General features: G+C 58.7%; 18 protein-coding genes and 1 pseudogene. 4 read left to right on the top strand and 15 right to left on the bottom strand.

Annotated elements, in window-relative coordinates:
- Nucleotides 1–4: 4 nt before the first annotated feature.
- The 9 genes from fliM to fliE all read right to left on the bottom strand — a co-directional run bounded on the left by fliM (nt 5) and on the right by fliE (nt 9540).
- Nucleotides 5–1075 carry a flagellar motor switch protein FliM gene (gene fliM, locus ACTG2T_RS15820; protein WP_005334736.1) on the bottom strand — a complete coding sequence of 357 codons (1071 nt, stop codon included), beginning with the start codon at nt 1073–1075 and terminating at the stop codon, nt 5–7.
- A gap of 7 nt (nt 1076–1082) precedes the next feature.
- Nucleotides 1083–1598, bottom strand: coding sequence for a flagellar basal body-associated protein FliL (gene fliL, locus ACTG2T_RS15815; protein ID WP_005334744.1), 516 nt, complete (start codon nt 1596–1598; stop codon nt 1083–1085).
- A 57-nt stretch (nt 1599–1655) separates the two neighbouring features.
- Entirely contained in the window at nt 1656–3584 is a 1929-nt protein-coding gene (locus tag ACTG2T_RS15810; protein WP_330125050.1) for a flagellar hook-length control protein FliK, read from the bottom strand.
- A 67-nt stretch (nt 3585–3651) separates the two neighbouring features.
- Nucleotides 3652–4092 (bottom strand): flagellar export protein FliJ, encoded by a 441-nt coding sequence (gene fliJ / locus ACTG2T_RS15805; protein WP_005334746.1) that lies wholly within the window; start codon nt 4090–4092, stop codon nt 3652–3654.
- 27 nt (nt 4093–4119) lie between these two features.
- Nucleotides 4120–5451 carry a flagellar protein export ATPase FliI gene (fliI, locus tag ACTG2T_RS15800; protein ID WP_005334747.1) on the bottom strand — a complete coding sequence of 444 codons (1332 nt, stop codon included), beginning with the start codon at nt 5449–5451 and terminating at the stop codon, nt 4120–4122.
- A 52-nt stretch (nt 5452–5503) separates the two neighbouring features.
- The gene (gene fliH / locus ACTG2T_RS15795) at nt 5504–6328 is read right to left on the bottom strand and encodes a flagellar assembly protein FliH (protein ID WP_120415649.1); all 825 of its coding nucleotides are present in this window, start codon (nt 6326–6328) and stop codon (nt 5504–5506) included.
- Nucleotides 6329–6396: 68 nt separating this feature from the next.
- The gene (gene fliG / locus ACTG2T_RS15790; protein WP_005334749.1) at nt 6397–7458 is read right to left on the bottom strand and encodes a flagellar motor switch protein FliG; all 1062 of its coding nucleotides are present in this window, start codon (nt 7456–7458) and stop codon (nt 6397–6399) included.
- Complete coding sequence (gene fliF / locus ACTG2T_RS15785) at nt 7451–9160, bottom strand: flagellar basal-body MS-ring/collar protein FliF (protein ID WP_005334750.1); 1710 nt, start codon at nt 9158–9160, stop codon at nt 7451–7453. The genes fliG and fliF overlap by 8 nt, the downstream gene beginning before the upstream one ends.
- A gap of 62 nt (nt 9161–9222) precedes the next feature.
- Nucleotides 9223–9540 carry a flagellar hook-basal body complex protein FliE gene (gene fliE, locus ACTG2T_RS15780; RefSeq protein WP_005353687.1) on the bottom strand — a complete coding sequence of 106 codons (318 nt, stop codon included), beginning with the start codon at nt 9538–9540 and terminating at the stop codon, nt 9223–9225.
- A 154-nt stretch (nt 9541–9694) separates the two neighbouring features.
- Here fliE and ACTG2T_RS15775 point away from each other — a divergent pair, with 154 nt between their 5' ends.
- Both ACTG2T_RS15775 and ACTG2T_RS15770 read left to right on the top strand, forming a co-directional pair.
- Nucleotides 9695–10606, top strand: a complete 912-nt coding sequence (locus tag ACTG2T_RS15775; RefSeq protein WP_330125049.1) for an AraC family transcriptional regulator — start codon at nt 9695–9697, stop codon at nt 10604–10606.
- Nucleotides 10607–10672: 66 nt separating this feature from the next.
- On the top strand, nt 10673–12424 hold the full coding sequence (locus ACTG2T_RS15770; RefSeq protein ID WP_330125048.1) for an amidohydrolase: 1752 nt from the start codon (nt 10673–10675) through the stop codon (nt 12422–12424).
- Nucleotides 12425–12515: 91 nt separating this feature from the next.
- On the opposite strand, the gene befA is transcribed toward ACTG2T_RS15770, so the two are convergent.
- The 3 genes from befA to ACTG2T_RS15755 form a co-directional block, all read right to left on the bottom strand.
- A complete protein-coding gene (gene befA, locus ACTG2T_RS15765) occupies nt 12516–13301 on the bottom strand; it encodes a beta cell expansion factor BefA (RefSeq protein ID WP_064340915.1) in 786 nt (261 codons plus the stop codon).
- Nucleotides 13302–13514: 213 nt separating this feature from the next.
- A complete protein-coding gene (pyk, locus tag ACTG2T_RS15760; RefSeq protein ID WP_127006719.1) occupies nt 13515–14954 on the bottom strand; it encodes a pyruvate kinase in 1440 nt (479 codons plus the stop codon).
- A 163-nt stretch (nt 14955–15117) separates the two neighbouring features.
- Complete coding sequence (locus ACTG2T_RS15755; RefSeq protein WP_005334759.1) at nt 15118–15972, bottom strand: MurR/RpiR family transcriptional regulator; 855 nt, start codon at nt 15970–15972, stop codon at nt 15118–15120.
- 344 nt (nt 15973–16316) lie between these two features.
- On the opposite strand from ACTG2T_RS15755, the pseudogene glk reads away from it, so the two are divergent.
- Nucleotides 16317–17291: pseudogene (glk, locus tag ACTG2T_RS15750) on the top strand (glucokinase); the annotation flags it as partial.
- 206 nt (nt 17292–17497) lie between these two features.
- Here the strand turns inward: glk and ACTG2T_RS15745 are convergent.
- Nucleotides 17498–17998, bottom strand: coding sequence for an SRPBCC family protein (locus ACTG2T_RS15745; protein ID WP_005334766.1), 501 nt, complete (start codon nt 17996–17998; stop codon nt 17498–17500).
- Between the two features lie 160 nt (nt 17999–18158).
- Here ACTG2T_RS15745 and ACTG2T_RS15740 point away from each other — a divergent pair, with 160 nt between their 5' ends.
- Entirely contained in the window at nt 18159–18578 is a 420-nt protein-coding gene (locus tag ACTG2T_RS15740) for a GNAT family N-acetyltransferase (RefSeq protein ID WP_330125047.1), read from the top strand.
- Here ACTG2T_RS15740 and ACTG2T_RS15735 read toward each other — a convergent pair.
- A complete protein-coding gene (locus ACTG2T_RS15735) occupies nt 18568–19086 on the bottom strand; it encodes a hypothetical protein (RefSeq protein WP_005353702.1) in 519 nt (172 codons plus the stop codon). The two genes, ACTG2T_RS15740 and ACTG2T_RS15735, sit on opposite strands and share 11 nt — an antisense overlap.
- 10 nt (nt 19087–19096) lie before the next feature.
- Nucleotides 19097–19888: a winged helix-turn-helix domain-containing protein gene (locus ACTG2T_RS15730; protein WP_330125046.1), complete on the bottom strand. Its 792-nt coding sequence runs from the start codon at nt 19886–19888 to the stop codon at nt 19097–19099.
- Nucleotides 19889–20054 lie beyond the last annotated feature (166 nt).

Here is a 20054-nt window from a genome sequence, read left to right as displayed (position 1 = left end):
TCAATTATCGCTGTTGATCTTCGATACTGCGCTCGAGCTCTTCCAGCTCGGCCTCGCCATCAATTCGTACCCCGCCCCGGGTCACCAGATGCATCTCCGTCTTGACCCCTTCCGGACGTTTGAGCTTGTCGGTGATCTTGAGCGCCACATTATCCTTGGTGCGGCCCATCTTGGCGTGGAAAGTGGGCAAGTCCTCCACAAAAACCAGCAGATTTTCCGGCATATCGACCGGAATGATATCGCCGGGTCGCAGCTCCATCAGTTCACGCAGGGTGAGTTCGGTCTCCAGCAGCTTGGCCCGCAGCTCCACCTTGACGTCCATGATCTCGTCACGCAGCGCCTTGCTCCAGCGTACGTCGGTATCCCCCTTGTCACTCTGCACACCGGCGTCCAGCAGCTCGCGGATCGGCTCCAGCATGGAGTAAGGCATCGCCACGTGGAAGTCGCCGCCGCCACCATCAAGCTCGATGTGGAACGAGCTGACCACGATCACCTCGGTCGGGCTGACGATGTTGGCCATCGCCGGGTTCACTTCGGAGTCGAGATACTCGAACCCCACATCCATCACTGGCGCCCAGGCATCCTTGTAATCCTCAAACACCAGTTTGAGCAGCATCTGGATAATGCGCCGTTCGGTCGGCGTGAACTCGCGCCCTTCAATCTTGGCGTGATAACGGCCATCGCCACCGAAGAAGTTCTCCACCAGAATGAAGACCAGTCGGGCCTCCATGGTGATGAGCGCCGTCCCCTTGAGCGGGCGGAAGCGCACCATGTTGAGACTGGTCGGCACAAACAGGGTATGAACATACTCGCCAAACTTGAGCATCTGCACGCCGTTGATGGAGACCTCGGCGGTACGACGCATCATGTTGAACAGGCTGATCCGCATATGGCGGGCGAAACGTTCATTCACCAGCTCCAGCGTCGGCATGCGACCACGGACGATGCGGTCTTGGGAGGAGAAGTCAAACTGGGCTACGCCGGGGTCTCCAGCGCCGCCTATCTCTTCCTCTTCGACATCATCGACACCGTGCAAGAGGGCATCAATTTCGTCCTGACTTAACAGATCGCTCACGCTTCACCTACTGCATTACAAAGCCGGTAAACAGCACTTGTTCGATAACGGGGGAAGAGACCAGGTCCTTGAGCACCCGACGGCACTCTTCCAGTGAATCCTTGCGCAGCTTCTCCTTGCCTTCGAAGGTCATCAGCTGTTCGGCACTGGCTGCGCTGAATACACGCAGCAAGGTGCCTTCAATCAGGGGGATATTCTGTTTGGCCAGCGTCTCGTCGGCGGTACCGCGCACCATCAGCTGGATCTTGATCTGCACCAGTCGATCTCGCTGGGCACCTGCGACGTTGAAGACAAAGGGGCGCGGCATACCGACATAGAGGGAAGGTTTAGGCGCTTCCTCCTTGGGTGCGGCCTCGGCACCTTCCGCCGCTTCAGCGGGCGGTTTATCGGAGCCGGAGAGCATCAGGAAGGCGCCAGCACCACCTCCGCCCAGCAAAATAACCGCCAGGGCAATGATAATGATCAGCTTCTTTTTCTTGCCCGCAGCCGGGTCTTTTAGCGTCAACTCGTTATCGTCAGCCATCCCTTGTCCACCCTAGTCTCAAACTTGTTCGATATCATAAACTTACTCGGGATTGCATCAAGCATAGAAATCAATTCCGGAACCGTTTGTCGATTCCACCAGCAAACTGGGGTTGGATGTGGTGAGCTCCCCTTCAACCAGCCCGTTACCGGACCGCGGCTGACCACTACTCTGCCCCTGCTGCCCCTGCCCGTTAAAGGTGGGCTGGCCCTGTTGCTGCTGTTGCTGCGACTGCTGCTGCACCTGCGTCTGGCCAAGCTGGATCCCCTGCCCTGCCAGCATGTCACGCAGCCGGGGCATCGCCTGCTCCAGCATCTCGCGGGTCTGTCCATGTTGTACCACAAAATGGACGTTGGCCTGACTGTCGGCTCCCATCTGGATCTGGATCTTCATCTTGCCAAGGCCGAGGGGGTCGAGCTGAATTTCCGCCTGTTGCAGTTTTTCGGCCAGCATCACATTGACCTTCTGGTGCAATTCGGCAGGCGCTTCCTGACTGGCCAGTTTCAAATGGGGTAAATTCTGCGGCTCACGGCGCAGCGTCGTCTCAGCGGCGGGCGCCCGGCTATCGGCTACCTGTGGCTGAGTCTGGCTGTTCTGGCCATGCTGAACGGTCTGGCTCGGGCTGCTCTCACTGCTAGATGTCGTCGCAACCAGGCTCTTCTCCGCCTCACCGGCCTTCGGTTTTACCTCAAGCGAAACCGCTTTTCGCACCTCGTCGGTGCCGGTCACTTCCATCTGCTTGATGCCGGCTGAAATGGTCGACAGCGGTGCTTGCGGCCCCTGAGATTCGGCCTGTGCCAACACCTGCTGCGGCGCCACCATCACGGGGCCGGCAGCACTATCGGTCTGAGCCGTCACATTTGCCGTCACGCTGCTCTGGGCTGCGGCACTTTCTGCGGCACTTTGCGCCGTCGTCACGGGCGCCGAACCTTGATTGGCGGCGGTGGCTGGCTGCTGGCTTCCCTCGGCAGCACTCTTTTCTGCCCCCTTGCCAGCTACCCCACTTCCATCCGCAGTTGCTGAAGTGGTTGCAGCGCCCGCCTCAGGCTGCTTGAGCCCCTCGCTGAAGGCCTTGAGCGCAGCCCCCTGAGTCGCGGCTTGCGTCGCCTGCCCCTTGTTAGTCAAAGCATTGCTGGCGGCGAGATCGGATTTGCTGTCGCCAGCCTCTTTTGTTGCGAGAGACTCCGCTGATTTGGCGGTGCTTGCCGACTCATCGACCGGCAGCACCTTGGCCAGCTGGGCCATTCGCTCTGCCCCCGTAAGGGGCTTGGTGTGCTTGCCATCTGCTCCGAGGGTTTCTCCCTTGGCAGAGGCTTTCTCCCCAGCCTGCCCATCCGCAGTAGTGGCGGCATCTTCACCTTCAGAGGAGAGAACGGCAGCAGAGGCATCGCCCTTCGCCACCACTCGCGCCGCTGAAGACGATACGGTGGTTTCTGGAGTCGAGTTGGCGGTCGTCGCCAGCGGCGACTGCGCCCCGGTCTGACCTGCAAGCTGTTGGGCAATCCTGGCAGCGGCAGGAGTCTGCTCGCTTTCATCAAGCGCAATCCCCTCCAGCTCACCCTCTTGCGGCAACGGATTGCCGTCTACCGCAGTGGCGCTCTGTTGGGCCGCCACCGCCAGCTGGGGAGTCACTAGCGAGGTATCGAGCTTGAGGGAATCTTGCAGGCGCAGCAGAAAGTCGGTGGCAGGGACCTCCTCCACCTTGTTGTCGGCGTCAGGATCCTGCTCCTTGCCGATCTCCTCTTTTGGAGAGGCGCTCTCGGTCGCCAAAGATTTGGCTGATCGGACATGGTTACCGCCCTGAGTGGCCTCGGCGGCGCCCTGCTCGCTGTTCCGGGCTTTGGCAATCAGGGTGGCGAAATCCCCCTTGCTGTCGCTGCCGGTTCCCCCATCGATACTTTTGCTCTCGACGGAACCACTCAGAGGCGCTTTGTCCAACCCGTTGGCCGCAGCCGAAGGCGTTTGTGTCAACAGTGTCTGCATCATGATGGGATCCCTGAATTCTGGTGGCCCCCAAAGAGATGGCCGCCGACAATGTCCAGATCAAAGCAAGTTACAGGCCAGATTGATGAAAGCGTCGCAACATGGCGTACTCATCCAGCATCTTCTGCTCCTGACGCTGGGCTTTCTGCTGCTCGCGACTCGCCTGCTTCTCCAGTAACAGCTCTACCGCCTTGCGCCGCTGCTGGGCAGCCAGCCACTCTTCACGGCGCTGTTCCAGCGCCTGACGCACCTGCAACACCCCTTCGTACTGCTGGGTCGCTGCCTGTTCGAGCTTGTTGATAAAGGCGTGATACTGGGTGTTTTGCTGAGGTGAAATCCCCTGCAGGCCGCGATCGGTCCACTGCTGGTGATAGATCTGGCGGTACTGGTTGAGGGCATTTTGCTGATCCATGAACAGCTTGAGATCCTGCTGCGCCTTCACCAGCGCCAGCGCACACTGCTGCTCCGCCTCCACCAGCCGATCGGCCAACAATACCAACCCTTTACTCATCGTCGACCTCTCTGTTACCGACCATCATCAGCGCATCAATGGCATCGCCACCATCTGCAAGGCTTGCAGGCCATCATCGTAGTGAATGACCTCGCGCATCCCCTGCTGCAAGAACTGATCCAGATAGGGTTTTTGAATGATGGCGCGGTCAATACGCGGATCGGAACCCTGACTGTAGGCGCCGATGGTGATGAGATCCCGGTTCTGCTGATAGAGGGAGTAGAACTGCTTGAGGGTGCGCGCCAGATCCATATGTTCCGGCGAGGTGACCATGGGCATAACCCGGCTGATGGACTTCTCGATATCGATAGCCGGATAGTGGCCCGCATCGGCCAGCTCGCGCGACAGAACTATGTGGCCATCGAGGATCGCCCGCGCCGCATCGGCAATGGGATCTTGCAGGTCATCCCCCTCGGTCAGTACGGTGAAGAATGCCGTGATGGAGCCCTGGCCGTCACTGCCGTTACCCGCCCGCTCCACCAGCGCCGGTAATTTGGCAAATACCGACGGTGGATAACCCTTGGTCGCTGGCGGCTCGCCCACCGCCAGCGCAATCTCACGCTGGGCCTGGGCATAACGGGTCAGCGAATCCATCAAGAGCAGCACATTAAGCCCCTGATCGCGAAAATACTCGGCAATGGCCAGCGCCGTTTCACACCCCTTGAGCCGCATCAGTGGCGAGGCATCAGCGGGTGCCGCCACCACCACGGAGCGGGCACGCCCCTCCTCGCCCAGAATGTCTTCAATAAACTCTTTCACCTCCCGACCCCGTTCACCGATGAGGCCGACCACCACCACATCCGCCACCGAGCCGCGAGTCATCATGCCAAGCAGCACCGATTTACCGACACCGGAACCGGCAAACAGCCCCATCCGCTGGCCCTGCCCCACCGTCAGCACGGCGTTGATGGCGCGCACCCCCACGTCCATCGGCTGATGGATCGGGCGGCGAGAGAGCGGGTTGATGCGGTGCTGGGCAAACTGCACGGTCTGGGAGGAGAGAATGGGGCCGAGCCCATCGAGTGGCTGGCCGATGCCGTCGATGACTCGACCTAGCAGGTTCATGCCGACCGGAATGCCGTGCTCTTCGGTGATGGGCACCACCCGGGCACCGGGGATCACCCCCTTGAGCTGCTCGCTCGGCATCAGATAGAGGCGATCGCCAGAAAAACCGACCACTTCAGCCTCCAGCGTCCCATCAAGGGTATCGATGCGGCAGAGGGCACCGATGGCGGCGCGGCAGCCGATGGCTTCGAGGGTCAGCCCCACCACCCGGGTCAATTTACCGGCGACCGGCGGTTTGGGGGCGCTGTCGCGTACCTTGTACCCTTGCAACCGGTTCAGTAGCGAGCCGCTCATCTGGCCTCCTGAGAGCTAAAAAGTGCAGCCGGACGGCAACGTCCGGCATCGGTTATGGGCGTGAATCCTGAGAAGCCGGTTTCTGCGACGCATTGTCCCGCAAGAAGTTGCGCAGCAACTGATCGATGCGCCCGGAGAGGGTCAAATCGATGCTGGAGAGCTCGGTCGCCAGTTGCAGATCGCCGGGAGAGAGGGTGGGATCGCTTTGCAATCGCCAGTGGCGCTTGGCGCACTCTTCGGCGCCAAATGCCTGCTCGATTCGCGCTATATCGTCGGGGTGCAGCATCAGAGTTACCCCCTGTTCGGCGGCGGGCAGCAAGGCCAGCCCCTCTTTAAGCGCCTCCAGCAAAATGCGAGGAGAGGTCTCCGCTTCGTGACGAATAAGCGCGCGGGCCAGTTGCATCACCAGCGAGACCAACTGCTGCTCCACCGCCAGATCCAGCTCGTTAAGCGGATTGGCAAGGCGCGCGGCGAGCCCCTGCCAGTGGGCGATCTCCTGCTCCACCAGCTCGCGGCCCATGGCCAGCCCCTCCTCGCGCCCCTGTTCGAGACCGGCAGAGTGGCCCTGTTGCAATCCTTCCAGCTTGCCCTCTTCCATCCCCTTGGCATAACCGGACTCGCGTCCCTCGGCCATCCCCTCTTCCCAGGCGGCCTGACGGATCGCTTCAAGCTCTTCGGCGGTGATGCTGGGGGTCGGCTCCTGTTCGGGCTCCGGCTCCACCACCTCCTCTTCCTGCTGATACCAGTCAGGGGCTAGGCCAAGAGCATTGGTAGGCGCTCCCGCCTCTACCTCGACCTCCATCTCGGGCCAGCCCCAAGTCTCAACCCGGGCATCATCGCCCTCGGGGCGCACATACCCACGCAGTTTGTTGTTCATGCTTTGCGCGGCTCCTCACCACTGCCTGATGCGGGTTTGGCATCGCAATTCGGTTTATGGGCCATGGCTTAGAGGAACTCCTCGCCGCCACCGGCACCCAGCATGATTTCGCCAGCATCCGCCAGACGACGGGCGATGGAGAGGATCTCTTTCTGGGCCGCTTCCACTTCGGAGACCCGGATCGGCCCCATGGCCTCCAAATCGTCTGCCAGCATTTCGGCCGCCCGTTTGGACATGTTCTTGAAGATCTTCTCGCGCATCTGATCGTCGGAGCCCTTGAGGGCGCGTTGCAGCAGATCCCCAGGCACTTCCCGCAGCATGGTCTGGATGCCGCGATCGTCCACATCGATGAGGTTTTCGAACACGAACATCAAATCCTGGATCTGCTGGCTCATCTCTTCGTCCGACTCGCGGATGGAGTCCATCAACTGGCCTTCGATATTGGTATCCAGATAGTTCATGATGTTGGCGGCAGCCTTCAGGCCGCCCATCTTGGCTGCCTGGGCACCGGCCGCACCGGCGAACTGTTTCTCCATGATGTCGTTCAACTCTTGCAGTGCCGCCGGTTGTACCTCTTCGAGGTTGGCGATACGCATCACCAGATCGAGGCGCACCTGCTCCGGAAACTGGCTCAGGATCTCGGCGGATTGCTCCGGCTCCAGATAGGAGAGCACGATAGTCTGGATCTGCGGGTGTTCGTTCTGGATGATGCTGGCCACCTGACGGGCATCCATCCACTTGAGCGAATCGAGACCGCGGGCGCCGGAACCGAGAATGATCTGGTCCACCAGGTTGCTCGCCTTGTCCTCGCCAAGGGCCGCCACCAACGCCTTGCGCACGAAGTCTTCGCTGCCGATACCGATGTTGGTGTACTTCTGGATATCGTCGATGAATTGACGGTGCACCGCAGCCACCCGATCGTGACTGAAGTCAGACATGGAGGCCATCGACATACCGAGCCGCTGCACCTGCTTGGGCTCGAGATGACGGAAGATCTGGGCGGCATCCTCTTCATTGAGGCTCAGCATCAGCACCGCAGCCATCTCCATCCCCGACATCTGATCGAGGATCTGGCGCTGACTGTCGGTGATGTCATTGCCGGTGACTTGACTCTTCTTTTCTTCAGGCATCTTTGTTCGTTACCCATTCTTTAATGACCTGAGCGGCCAGATCCGGCTCGTTCGCCACCAGCGCACGTACCGCCTTGAGCAAGTCTTCGTCACGGTGCAGATCCGGCAGTTTCAGCTGGCCATCGCGTACACCAAATACCTGATCGTTCTCGACTTGTGCCGACAGCAGACTCAACTCGTCGTCGCCACCCAGTACGGTGTGGTTGTCGAAATCCACTTCCCCTTCCGGTTTGGCATCCGGGTAGAGCAGTCGCTTGAGCATGGGGCGAACCACGGTGACGATCAAGACGATGATCACCAGTACCGAGGCGGCAATCCGCACCGCACGCCAGAACCAGGGCTGATCGTAGAGCGGCACTTCGGCCACGGTATCCAGCTCTGGGCGATTGAACGGAATCGCGACCACCTCAAGGGTATCACCCCGGGTCACATCAAAGCCAAGGCCACCGCTCAGCAAACGGCGCAATGTATCGAGTTCTGCCTGGGTGCGTGCCTCACGAGTCACGGCCCCGTCGGCACCGGGTACCGCTTTGTAATCCACGGCAACCGAGACGGTCATGCGGCGAATGCCACCCATCTGGCGACGGGTATGGCTGACGGTGGTGTCCAGTTCGAAGTTGCGGGTTGCCTCTTTGCGGGATCGGCCCGAAGCGGCAGCACTGGCACCATCACCACCGGTCGCCTCCTCGGGAATATTGGAGGCAGCAGGGGGCTGGTTGGAGAGGGCGCCGGGCACCCCACCGTTGCTACCGCTGGCGCTGTTCTCTTCCATGGTCATCTCGGAGCGCACAGCAGGCAAGTCAGGGTTGTAAGTCTTGCGGGTCTGCTCCTGCTGGGAGAAGTCGAGGGAGAGATCCACTTCCGCCGTATAGTTGTCAGCCCCCAGCACCGGGATCAGGATGGCGTCAATTTTTTGTTTGTACTCCAGCTCCTGCTTCTGCTGCATGGCAAACTCTTTGCGAGTCTGGGCCGAGATCGGGTCTTGCGAGCCGGAGTTGAGCAGGCGGCCATTCTGGTCGGTGACGGTGACGCGGGTCGGCTCAAGGCCATGTACGGCGGAGGCGACCATATCGACGATGGAGTCCACCTCCCCCTGCCCCAGCGCCGCCCCTTTCAGGTTGAGCACCACGGTGGCACTGGGTTTACGTTCGTTGCGGGCAAACACGTTGTCTTTCGGAATGGCCAGCAGCACCTGGGCCTTGGCCACATTCTGGAACTGCTCGATGGCGCTCGCCAGTTGGCGCTCGCGGCTCAGCTTCAGACGTTCGCTCTCCATCCGCTGGCTGACGCCGAAACTGGAATCTTTAAGCAGGATATCTTCACCACCGATGTTGCTATCGGTGGCATTGGCAAGACCGGCACGGGTCAGGGCCAGCTGGATAGTGGGGTAGCTTTCGGCGTTGACCAGCACGCTCTTGCCATCCACCTCGTAGGGGATCTTCTGCTGATCGAGGAAGTCGAGAGTCTTCACCAGCTCCTGGGTGGTGTAGGTGCCGAGGGGACGCATATCCGGCTCCTTGCCCCACAGCAGGATAAACACCGCAATGGCCAGACAGATGGCAAGCCCCAGGATCAGGGTGATTTGCCGCAGCACATCGGTATTGGACAGGAAGCCCAGCGCCGAACTCTTCTGCTCATTTTCATCGAGGGCGGCGGTGCCCTCATCGTTTATCAGCAGATCGCCATTTTGGTCAGTAGCCACGATTTATGTCCTTATTGCTGACATGTTCATGATGTTCAGTCGTCATGGTTTATTGGCGTCGCTTATACCGGCATGTTCATGATGGTCTTGTAGGCATCGACCATCTTGTTGCGCACCTGTACCGTGGCTTCAAAGGCGATGGAGGATTTTTGGCCCGCGATCATCACCTCGGCCAGATCCACCGACTTGTCGCCCATGTCGAAACGGGTACGCAGATCATTGGCGGCCCCTTGCAGCTCGTTGACGTTGCCAAGCGCCTGTTGCAGTAGCAGACCAAAGTCGGAGGTTACCTGACGACCGGGTTGTGCCAGCGGCGTTGCGCCTGCTTCGATCTTGAGCGCCTGCATCTCTTGCATCAGGCTGCTTGCACTAATTTCCATTTTCCATCCCCAGACAAATCATTGACGCTGGCATGCAACAAGCAATTAGAGTGCCAATGCGTTAAAAACGCGATGCGGATGAGTGGCCAGACCAGGCCGGACGGGTTCGACAACGGCAGGTGGCTCTGATTAAATCCGACTCTGACGCCCACTTTTGCTGGCTGGCAAGGAGTCCGCTCTGGATTATCGCAAACCCGTGTTCAAGGCGATGGACTACATCAGCCACCATCTGGATGACAATCCGGGCCTGGATGAGGTCGCAGCAGCGGCAGCCATCTCCACCTTCCACTTCCACCGTATTTTCAAGACGATGGTCGGCGAGACCATTGCCGGATTTACCCGGCGCCTGCGTATGGAACGCGCTGCCCGTCGCTTGCTCGCCTCCCCTCAGAGTGACATCACCACCCTCGCACTGGCCGCCGGGTTCTCCAGCTCGCAGAATTTCGCCAAGGCCTTTCGCCTGCACTTCGCCATGAGCCCCTCGGAATACCGCCAGCAGCAGGGGGGGAACTGGAAAAGCAAGATTGGAAACGATCCCCTTCCCTTTGACACCTACGATGGCCTGGTCATGCACCCGGTCACCGAACACCCGGGTCTGTTGCAGGGGGCTAGCGTCAGGCAGATGCCCGCCCGGCGCGTGGCGTACATGCGCCGCCTGGGCCCCTATGGCAAAGAGACCTGCGAGCAAGCTCATCGGGATTTGCTCGCGCTGTTCGCCTCAGACGAGGCGATGACACCGGCGGGTACCCTGAGTCTCTATTGGGATATCCCCGATATCACCGATGAGACCCGTTGCCGTACTGACGTCTGCATCGAGCTGGGGCCAGAGATCCCCGCTGGGCGCCAGTTAACCACCCAGACCATCGCCGCGGGCCCCTATGCGGTTTGTCGGTTTATCGCTCGCGGCGATCAACTGGTCGCTTGCTGGGAAACGGCGTTTCGCTGGGTAGTGGGCCAAGGGCTGAACTGCGACGATCGCCCGTGTTACGAGCAATACCACGCAGGCACGGACCCCGACCGGGAGCATTACGTGTTTGATATCTGTATCCCGCTGATCAACCGATAAGCCGATACCTCATTTCCATTTACCCACTTCGGTGCCTTCGGGCACCGAAGCGACGGAGTCATGCCCATGAATATCAAAACGCTGTTTCTCGCCAGCCTGCTGGTAACGCTTCCCGCTGCCACCAATGCCCAGTCACAGAGCCAGACACTGATCTTTGGCGGCACCATCTACAGTGGTGATCCGGCGAACCCTCACCCGGAAGCGGTCGGCATTGAAGGTAAAAAGATAGTGGCAGTCGGCAGCTATCAGGAGGTCAGCGCCCGTCTAGGCAACCATGCCAAGCGTCTTGATCTGAAAGGAAAGTACCTGATGCCGGGGCTCATCGACAGCCATGTTCATGCGGCATTTGCCGGTTTTCAGGGGATGACGGTTAACTTTCCTGACGCCATGAGTGAGGTTGAGCAGGTGCAGCAATTTCTGACCCGCAGCAAGGATGATCCCCGCCTGACACTGGGTGATGTAGAGCTATACAGCAATGTCTCACTCGACTACTGGCATCAGCTTCCCCTGCTCGATCAGGTGTTCAATGGCCCGCAATACCAGCAGATCCCCGTAGTGCTGGCCGGTTCGGATGCCCACACCGGTTGGGCCAATCAGGCCATGCTGCGCAAGGCTGGCATTGATGCCGACACCCTTGCCGGTCGTTATGCTCCGCTGAAAGGCAATTTTGGCCTCACCCCATCCGGCAAGCTCAATGGCTTTGCCTCGGAAGGCGGCTGGGATGCCATCCTCAAGGCGCTGCCCCCCGTCAGCGACGAGACGATTGCCAGTGCCATCATGACCGCCGCCAAACAACTCAATCAGGTGGGCATTACCGCCTGGATGGACCCTATCAGCAACATTCGCCCCCTCGCCCCCATCTTCAACGCCGAGCCGGATCGCCGCGATACCGGCCTGCTGCCGGCGTACAGCATGCTCTCCCGGGAAGGCAAGCTGACCGGACATGTGTCCGCACTGGCACTGGTGGGGATCCACGCCTCGCCCGCCATCATTGATGACGTATTGGCGCTGCAACAGCAGTTTCAAGATGCCCCGGACGTGAAACTGGTGGGGATAAAGATCCTGCAAGATGGTGTCATCGAGTATCCATCCCAGACCGCCAAGTTGAGCGCGCCCTACCTCAACCGTCCCGGTTACAGCGGCAAGGACGATCTGGACAAGCAGCGCTTCAACGAGCTGATCCGCACCGCGGATGCCCATCAACTTATCGCTCACTTTCATGCCATCGGCGATCGGGCCGTCCGTGAATCCCTCGATGCCATCGCCTATGCCCGGGCCCACAATCGGGATCACCGCTTGCTGCACAGCATCACCCATCTGGAGGTGGTGAGCCCGGCCAGCATTGCCCGTTTCAAACCACTCAATGTGGCCGCATCGATGCAACTGTTGTGGGCCGGGAAAAACGTGGCGACCACCCTGCTGCTTGAAGGAAAAGTGCCTCCGGCACTGCTAGCCCGCCTCTATCCGGCAGGCAGCTTGCTGCAAAGCGGCGCCATTATCGCCGGTGCCAGTGACTGGCCGGTCTCCAGCCCCAACCCTTTCCTCGCCATGTATACCGCGGTCACTCGTCAAGGGGAGCTTGGCTTGCTGCCCCCCGCCAGTGAGCAGATCAGCCGTCAGGCCATCTTGCAGGCCTATACCCTCAACGCCGCCAAGGTAATTGGACGGGAGAAGGAGATTGGCTCCATCAGCGCGGGCAAGAGTGCTGACCTGATCTTGCTGGATCGCAATCTGGAGCAAGTAGCAAGCGAAGAGCTCAAGGAGACCAAGGTGCTCTGGACCATGTTCAAGGGCAAGCAGGTCTATTCGGCCCACTGACACCGAGAGAACAAACAGGCCCGCACTGCGGGCCTGTTGGCGAGATCACGACAAGCGCATGGCGTGCAGTGAGCAACCGATAACGGCGGGATTAGCGGCTCGTTTCAGTCAAGTCCTTGTCAATCCAGTACTTGGAGCCGGAGATATTGGCATCGAGCAGCAGGCCCTTCTCACCAATCTGGTAGATGGCCATGCCGCCATTGTATTTGGCGGTAAGCTCGGCGCTCTCCTTGCCGGCCACCACGCCCACTTCGGAGGTAGCTTCCCACCCCTGGGTCACGAAGGCATCGAATCTGGCCTTGTCTTCAAACAGGATCACCTGCTGATAGAACTTGCCACCAATCCCGGCCGCCAGACCTGCGCCAAACATCTTCATATAGGTGTGCTTGCCGGTTTTGCGATTGACTGCCACCCCGGCCCCCTGATTGGTATGCAGCATCAGGGAGAACTTGCGCGAATCGAACACTGCATAGCCATAAGCCTTGTCAAACAACAACTTGGCTGATGGCTGCTCGTTGAACAACCGGATCAGCGCAGTGTCGGCCATGGTATTGAGCGCGATCCTCGCCTCTTTCGCCGTCTTGGGGTTGAGCATCTCGTTGAGCTCCTTGTCGGCTGCCTTCAGCCACTCCTTGCCGGTCGCGATGCTCTTGTCGGTCCAGACCCCGGCGGTATTGAACGCCTCTTCACCCCATGCCGAGATGGAAGCCCAGCTCTTCTTGGAGAAATCGCTGACATCCTGCCACACCTCCTTGCTGGTCTCGCTCACTGCCGCTCCCAGATCGGACGCAGCGGCCTTGAGCTTGGCCCAGTCGGCATAACAGGGTGAGAAGGCCAGACTCAGTGACAGGGCCAGCAACCAGTTACGTTTGTTCATTTTTTCACTCCCGTATTGTCGAGTGTCTGGGTTATCTGGTGCGATCATCTACAACAGGCTACCCGCTGAAAATCACTCCCGCATTATCGGAAGGGGAATGCGGTTAAGCAATCATTGAGTCCTGCTTATCCCGCCACAGCCCGACAGCAGTTAACAAAAAGGCTGCTCATCAAAGAGGAGCAGCCTTGTTAAGCACAGTAAAACCGGACGGGCTTATTCGACCATCATCACCTTGCAGGTGTTGGTACTACCCACGGTTTCCATCTTGTCACCGTGAGTCAGCAGCACCATGTCGCCGCTCTGCAGCAGCCCCTTCTCCTTGAGCACGGCCAGCGCGTCGCGGCACACTTCGTAGACCGGTTTGGTCTCGTCACCGTCAAACATCACCGGGGTGACGCCACGGTAGAGATTGGTCCAGGCCAGGGTCTTGTTGTGGGGAGACATGGCAAAGATCGGCAGACCGGAGCTGATACGGGACATCAGCAGCGGCGTAGTACCGGATTCGGTCAGTGCCACGATCGCCTTGACCCCTTCCAGGTGGTTGGCCGCATACATGGTGGACATGGCCACCGCCTCTTCTACCGAGGTAAAGGTGTAGCTCATGCGGTGGTTGGAGACGTTCAGGCTCGGGTGCTTCTCGGCACCGACACAGACGCTCGCCATGGAGGTCACGGTCTCAATAGGGAACTGACCGGCAGCAGTCTCGGCGGAGAGCATCACCGCATCGGTACCATCCAGCACGGCGTTGGCCACGTCCATAACTTCTGCACGAGTCGGCAGCGGCGCATTGATCATCGACTCCATCATCTGAGTCGCGGTGATCACCACACGGTTCAGACGACGGGAGTGGCGGATCAGCTTCTTCTGTACGCCAACCAGCTCGGGGTCACCGATCTCGACACCCAGATCGCCACGGGCGACCATCACAGCATCGGAACCGAGGATGATGTCTTCCATCGCCTCATCGGTGGCGACGGTTTCGGCGCGCTCAACCTTGGCCACGATCTTGGCATTGGAGCCGGCTTCGCGGGCCAACTCGCGGGCATAGCGCAGATCATCGCCACAGCGAGGGAAGGAGACTGCCAGATAGTCCACATTCATGCGGGCAGCGGTCTTGATGTCTTCCTTGTCTTTCTCGGTCAGGGCCGGAGCGGAGAGACCCCCCCCTTTCTTGTTGATGCCCTTGTTGTTAGAGAGCGGCCCGGCCACGGTCACCGAGGTGTGAATGCGGGTGCCTTCAACCTGCTCGACCTTCAGCTGCACACGGCCATCGTCCAGCAGCAGGATGTCGCCCTGAACCACATCGTCTGGCAGGCTCTTGTAGTCGATACCGACCTGCTCCTGACACCCTTCACCCTTGCCGAGTGCCGCGTCGAGAATGAACTTGTCACCGATGGCCAGATAGATTTTGCCATCCTTGAAAGTGGAAACACGGATTTTCGGGCCTTGCAGATCACCCATGATGGCGACGTGACGACCGAGCTTGGCAGCAATGTCACGCACCTGATTGGCGCGCAGGATATGGTCTTCAGCAGTGCCGTGAGAGAAGTTCATCCGCACCATGTCGGCCCCGGCGCGGATGATCCCTTCGAGGATCCCTTCGCGGTCGGTAGCCGGACCGAGTGTGGTTACAATCTTTGTACGTCTAGGCATGAAAGACTCCAATATGAAGTTGATATGACTTGAGATTCTGCCCCATCAAGCCCATGGCTCGATGCACCCGTTTGCAAACCATCTGGGTGGTTTTTGTTATTAAATTACAATACTACACCAAGGCGGGTGGCATAGACAGTCGGGGGCCGGAGCCCCCGACGGTTCAGGAAGAGTGCGGGGTTTCGAAGCGGGATTCGCGCAATCCCTCTTTTACTTTCTTCAGATTTTCGCGAAATTTCATCCCCCGGCGCAGGGTAAAACCGGTCGCCAGCACATCCACCAGCGCCAGCTGGGCGATGCGGGATGCCATCGGCATATAGACATCGGTATCTTCCGGCACATCCATGGAGAGCACCAGATTGCACTCGCGGGCCAGAGGGGAGTCCTTGGCGGTCATGCCGATCACGGTGGCGTCGTTCTCGCGAGCCAGCGCGGCGATCTCGACCAACGCCTTGGTGCGGCCGGTGTGGGAAATCAGCACCACCACATCCCCTTCGCTGCTGTTGATGCAGCTCATGCGCATCATGACGATATCGTCAAAGCTCACTACCGGAATGTTGAAGCGAAAGAATTTGTTCTGGGCATCGCGGGCAACGGCGGAGGAGGCGCCAAGGCCGAAGAAGCTGATCTTCTTGGACTGGGTCAGGATATCGACACAGCGGTTGATAGCGGAGATATCCAAGCTGTTTTTGGCGGCATCCAGACAGGCCATGGTGGATTCGAAAATCTTGGCGGTGTAGGTATCGGGCCCATCTTCCGCTTCCACATGACGATTTACGTAAGGGGTGCCATTGGCCAGGCTCTGGGCCAGATGGAGTTTGAAATCAGGAAAGCCCTTGGTATCGAGACGGCGGCAAAAGCGGTTGACGGTCGGTTCACTGACATCGGCCATCTTGGCCAGAGCGGCGATGCTGGAGTGGATGGCGGTCTGGGGAGACGCCAGGATCACCTCGGCAACCTTGCGTTCTGATTTACTGAAACTTTCCAAGTTGTTCGTAATTTTATCAAGGGTATTCATCATCACCACCAGGCGTTTTTGTAATTTAGCTTCAGTGTCTTTGCACTCAATCTACGGCTAAGCAAGTTTCCATTCAAGCTAAGGACTATACAAGACAAGCGGTTATCGCAACTAACGCCTGCCATACAAAGTATGACTCATCTCTAATTATTTCGTACTTTTCGTTACAAAACGTCACCTTGCCATGAAAGCGCTTACAAATGTTGCAAAGCAACAACACTGTGAGCAGGCGCACGTTTGTATCGATCCGGCGGGTGAGCAAGCCTGAGCTCGGATAGAATGGGCCGTCATAATCCAACAATAATCTCGGGACATCAGAGTCGTCCCCATCCTGTAACGAAGGAGTTGTTATGCAGCATACCCATGCGCTGGTCGGCGATGTCGGCGGCACCAATGCGCGTCTGGCCCTGTGTGAGCTGGCCACCGGTACTATCTCTCAGGCAAAGACCTACTCAGGTCTGGCCCATCCCAGCCTTGAAGCCGTGGTACGCCTCTATCTGGAGGAACACAAGGTTCAGGTGGCTGAAGCCTGCATCGCCATCGCCTGCCCCATCAACGGTGACTGGGTTGCCATGACCAACCACAGCTGGGAGTTCTCCATCAGCGAGATGCAGAGCAATCTCGGGCTGGCACGCCTGCAAGTGATCAACGACTTTACTGCGGTCTCGATGGCGGTTCCGGTCTTGGCTGAATCGGATCGCATCCAGCTGGGCGGCGCGGCGCCAGTGGCTGGTAAGCCCATCGCCATCTATGGTGCGGGTACCGGCCTTGGGGTCGCCCATCTGGTCAAGGCGGGTGAGCAGTGGCTGAGCCTGCCGGGTGAAGGTGGTCATGTGGATTTTGCTGCCAACACCGAAGAGGAAGATGCGGTGCTGCAGGTGATGCGAGGCGAATTGGGCCATGTCTCGGCAGAGCGTTTCCTCTCCGGCCCGGGTCTGGTCAATCTCTATCGCGGGCTGGTGAAATCCGATGGCCGTGAGCCCGAACCGTTTGCCCCCAAAGACATTACCGAGCGCGCACTGGCCGGGGAATGCCTCGATTGCCGTCGCACCCTGAGCCTGTTCTGCGTGCTGATGGGCCGCTTTGCCGGCAATCTGGCCCTCAATATGGGCACCTTTGGTGGCGTCTATATCGCAGGTGGCATAGTGCCGCGCTTCCAGGAGTTCTTTACCGGTTCCGGTTTCCGGGTCGCCTTTGAAGACAAGGGGCGCTTCAAGTCCTACCTCAAGGAGATCCCGGTGTTTCTGATCACCCATGAAGGGCCGGGGCTGCTCGGTGCGGGCGCTTACTTGCGCCAGTCGATGGGGATCACTATCTGATTGAAGAGGGGAACGAGGCGGGATCATCCATGGTTCAGCCTCGATTCAGTGTGAATGGCATAAAGTAGCCGCACGTAACCAAGAGAGTTGTGCTTCACAAGGAGTGGAAAGCGACTCTCATCCGCTGGATACGTTTGTCACCTGACAAGCCTGAACTGTTTCAACCGGCCTTTTGGCCGGTTTTTTTTTATGTCTGATATCCGGGATTACTGGGCCAGCGCCTTCAGCTGCGCCTTGTCGGGGGGATTATTCCAGTCGATGGGACCGTGGGTAAAACGGTACTGCAACCGTGGCAGGCTGGTCTCCAGCCACTCTTCCCGAAAATAGGCATAACCCTGATCCCAATCCGGATCATTGGCCCAACCGCTCTGCAGGAAGTAGAGGCGAGTCCCCTGCCCTTCCGGCACAAAGCGCAGGCAAACCTGGGTCTTTTGCTGACGGATATGGGGCAGGCTGGGCGGGAAATTCCAGCTGAAACTGAGCAAATCATAGGGCATGACGGCCATGACCCGGCACCCTTCGCTGCCACGTTCACCCAGCGGAGCATCAGGCCTGAAGTAGATCTCGAAAGGACCATTCGGTTCGGCCACCATCAAACATTCGGGAGCCAGAAAACTGCGCAGACCGCTTTCGGTAGTCCAGGCGTGCCAGACATCGTCTATGTGCGCCGGAACAAAAATGTTGCCTTCAATCAGTTTATTGTCCATAAATCAGCGATCCTCAAGCCATCCATACAAGGGACTCCGGCAGTATAGCCCCATGGCAAATACAATGGACAGTGCTTAATCACACCCTTGTCATTTGCATCGATTAACCTGCCGCTGTGCAGCTGCCTCAATGAACATTGGCTTGATCCGGGAGGGCATCATGATCCGGCTCATGGAAGAACACGACATTCCCCAACTGGCCCGGCTGTTTTTAAAGAGCCGCCGCCACACCTTTCACTGGGTCGATCCCGCCCGTTTCCAACTCGAGGATTTCGAGGCGCAGACCAAAGGTGAACAGGTGTGGGTAGCCGAACAGGGGGGCAATATCTGCGGCTTTATCGCCATCTGGCAGCCCGATCACTTCGTCCATCACCTCTATGTGTCAAGCGACTGGCACGGTCAGGGGATAGGACGCGCCCTGCTGGAGCGGGGCCTCGCTGATTCGCCGTACGGCTCGCTCAAGGTTGCGACCCGCAACACGGCGGCAGTAGCCTTCTACCATCGGCTGGGCTGGCAAAACAGTGATGAGACAGGCCACTGCGAGGTCACCGGCCCCTGGTGCAAGTTGCTTAGAAACTAGCGGGACGCCCGGCACCTGCGCTTTGTGGTTGAACAGGCACCAGCGGTGCCGGAGGGAAGAACCAGCGGTAGAGATCGAACCAGCCATCTCGCTGGGCAATCACGACCTCATGCACCGGATCGCGCTGGAAGATCGCCACCTTGTTTTCAGTCAGCGGCACCCAGGCATAGTTGACCAGCGCATATTGCGACTGGATCAGGTTGTACTCATTGAGATAGGAGTCATCGTTACCCGATTCGTGCAGTTGGGTACGACTGTCGATGAGGTAAACAAGCTGGTTGAAGAAGGTCAGTTGAAAACCGGTCACCCGCCACTTCTCCCTGGTCGCCTCCTCCTCTTCGATCACGGTGATTTTGCCCCAGCGGCACACCCCGTGATAGTTGACTCCATTGGCCGACATTTTCAGATCGTAATGGCAGCCCAGACTGTTGATAAACATCCCGACCACAAACAGCAGCACGACAAGCAGTGGCAACAGCAGCAAGGTATTTTTCAGCGTTCGTTTCATCAGAGATCCCTTACAGCGTTTTTTCGAGCTCTTTATAGGAAAGCACGCGAACCTGGTGGCCGGAGACCAGCACCAGCGATGCTGGTTTGACTGGTGGCACATCGCTCCGTGCCTCCATCTGGCAAACAACGCCGGTCGGCGAGTCGGTGCAGTGCACATGGAGCCACTCGAAATGGAGATAGCTGGCGACAAACGCCACCAGCACAACCAGTAGCAGATTGACGTATATCAGGCCCCTTGCCAGCATTGGCCGCCCGATACCGCTGAGAAAGGCAAGTTTGGCCCGCTCACCAAAAGAACGGGGAGCAGCAGGTTCTTTGATGACCTCGTGGTCGGAGCTTGGTGATGTCGACGGTGGCTGCGCAGCCGCTGCAGACGTGGGCTCGCTCATCGGCTCGGGCAAGGGCTCACTCTCTGTTGGCAGTGCCTTGCCGTAATAGCTCTTCATCTTGCAGTTCAGATGCAGGGAGTACCCTTTTTTCGGGGTACTTCTGATATCCAGCGTCTGGGGGGATGAGGCGAAGTGGCGGCGAATATTGGCGATAGCCACGTTCAGGGAGTTGGGGCTGATGGGGCGACCCAACCAGCCGATATCAAGCAACAGATCCTTGTCGCACACCTCGTCATGGTGATCGAGCAGATAGCTGAAAATGAGGCTCTCTGCCGATGACAAGCGCACCACCCGGGCGCTTTGCAAGTTGTCCTTGTCGGCACAGAAGATCAGCTCTCGCCTTTTGACATCAAAGACATAATCACCGAAGTGATAGGCTGATATGTTATTGCCTGGCGCAACCCCCGTCATACCAACCACCTGTTATTTGCATTCATCATGAAGAAGATGGGATTCCACACCTGATAAAGCCAGATGGCGGCTCAGGACTCGCTGTAATTAAACGAAATTCTAAAGGGTCGAGATCAGCGGCACAATAGATGCAAGCAGGCATGAGCGGGGAAAATGAAAATATGCG

Origin of the sequence: Aeromonas sp. 75A, from assembly GCF_051919425.1 — a bacterium.
Classification (GTDB): domain Bacteria; phylum Pseudomonadota; class Gammaproteobacteria; order Enterobacterales; family Aeromonadaceae; genus Aeromonas; species Aeromonas veronii.
The sequence above is the reverse complement of the archived record's forward strand: the minus strand, read 5'-3'. Positions and strand labels throughout refer to the sequence as shown.

Bases quoted from the DNA above. Each gene is read 5' to 3' on its own strand.
- fliL (WP_005334744.1), bottom strand. From the start codon at position 1,598: ATGGCTGACGATAACGAGTTGACGCTAAAAGACCCGGCTGCGGGCAAG.
- ACTG2T_RS15810 (WP_330125050.1), bottom strand. From the start codon at position 3,584: ATGATGCAGACACTGTTGACACAAACGCCTTCGGCTGCGGCCAACGGG.
- fliJ (WP_005334746.1), bottom strand. From the start codon at position 4,092: ATGAGTAAAGGGTTGGTATTGTTGGCCGATCGGCTGGTGGAGGCGGAG.
- fliI (WP_005334747.1), bottom strand. From the start codon at position 5,451: ATGAGCGGCTCGCTACTGAACCGGTTGCAAGGGTACAAGGTACGCGAC.
- fliH (WP_120415649.1), bottom strand. From the start codon at position 6,328: ATGAACAACAAACTGCGTGGGTATGTGCGCCCCGAGGGCGATGATGCC.
- fliG (WP_005334749.1), bottom strand. From the start codon at position 7,458: ATGCCTGAAGAAAAGAAGAGTCAAGTCACCGGCAATGACATCACCGAC.
- fliE (WP_005353687.1), bottom strand. From the start codon at position 9,540: ATGGAAATTAGTGCAAGCAGCCTGATGCAAGAGATGCAGGCGCTCAAG.
- ACTG2T_RS15770 (WP_330125048.1), top strand. From the start codon at position 10,673: ATGAATATCAAAACGCTGTTTCTCGCCAGCCTGCTGGTAACGCTTCCC.
- befA (WP_064340915.1), bottom strand. From the start codon at position 13,301: ATGAACAAACGTAACTGGTTGCTGGCCCTGTCACTGAGTCTGGCCTTC.
- pyk (WP_127006719.1), bottom strand. From the start codon at position 14,954: ATGCCTAGACGTACAAAGATTGTAACCACACTCGGTCCGGCTACCGAC.
- ACTG2T_RS15755 (WP_005334759.1), bottom strand. From the start codon at position 15,972: ATGAATACCCTTGATAAAATTACGAACAACTTGGAAAGTTTCAGTAAA.
- ACTG2T_RS15745 (WP_005334766.1), bottom strand. From the start codon at position 17,998: ATGGACAATAAACTGATTGAAGGCAACATTTTTGTTCCGGCGCACATA.
- ACTG2T_RS15740 (WP_330125047.1), top strand. From the start codon at position 18,159: ATGATCCGGCTCATGGAAGAACACGACATTCCCCAACTGGCCCGGCTG.
- ACTG2T_RS15735 (WP_005353702.1), bottom strand. From the start codon at position 19,086: ATGAAACGAACGCTGAAAAATACCTTGCTGCTGTTGCCACTGCTTGTC.
- ACTG2T_RS15730 (WP_330125046.1), bottom strand. From the start codon at position 19,888: ATGACGGGGGTTGCGCCAGGCAATAACATATCAGCCTATCACTTCGGT.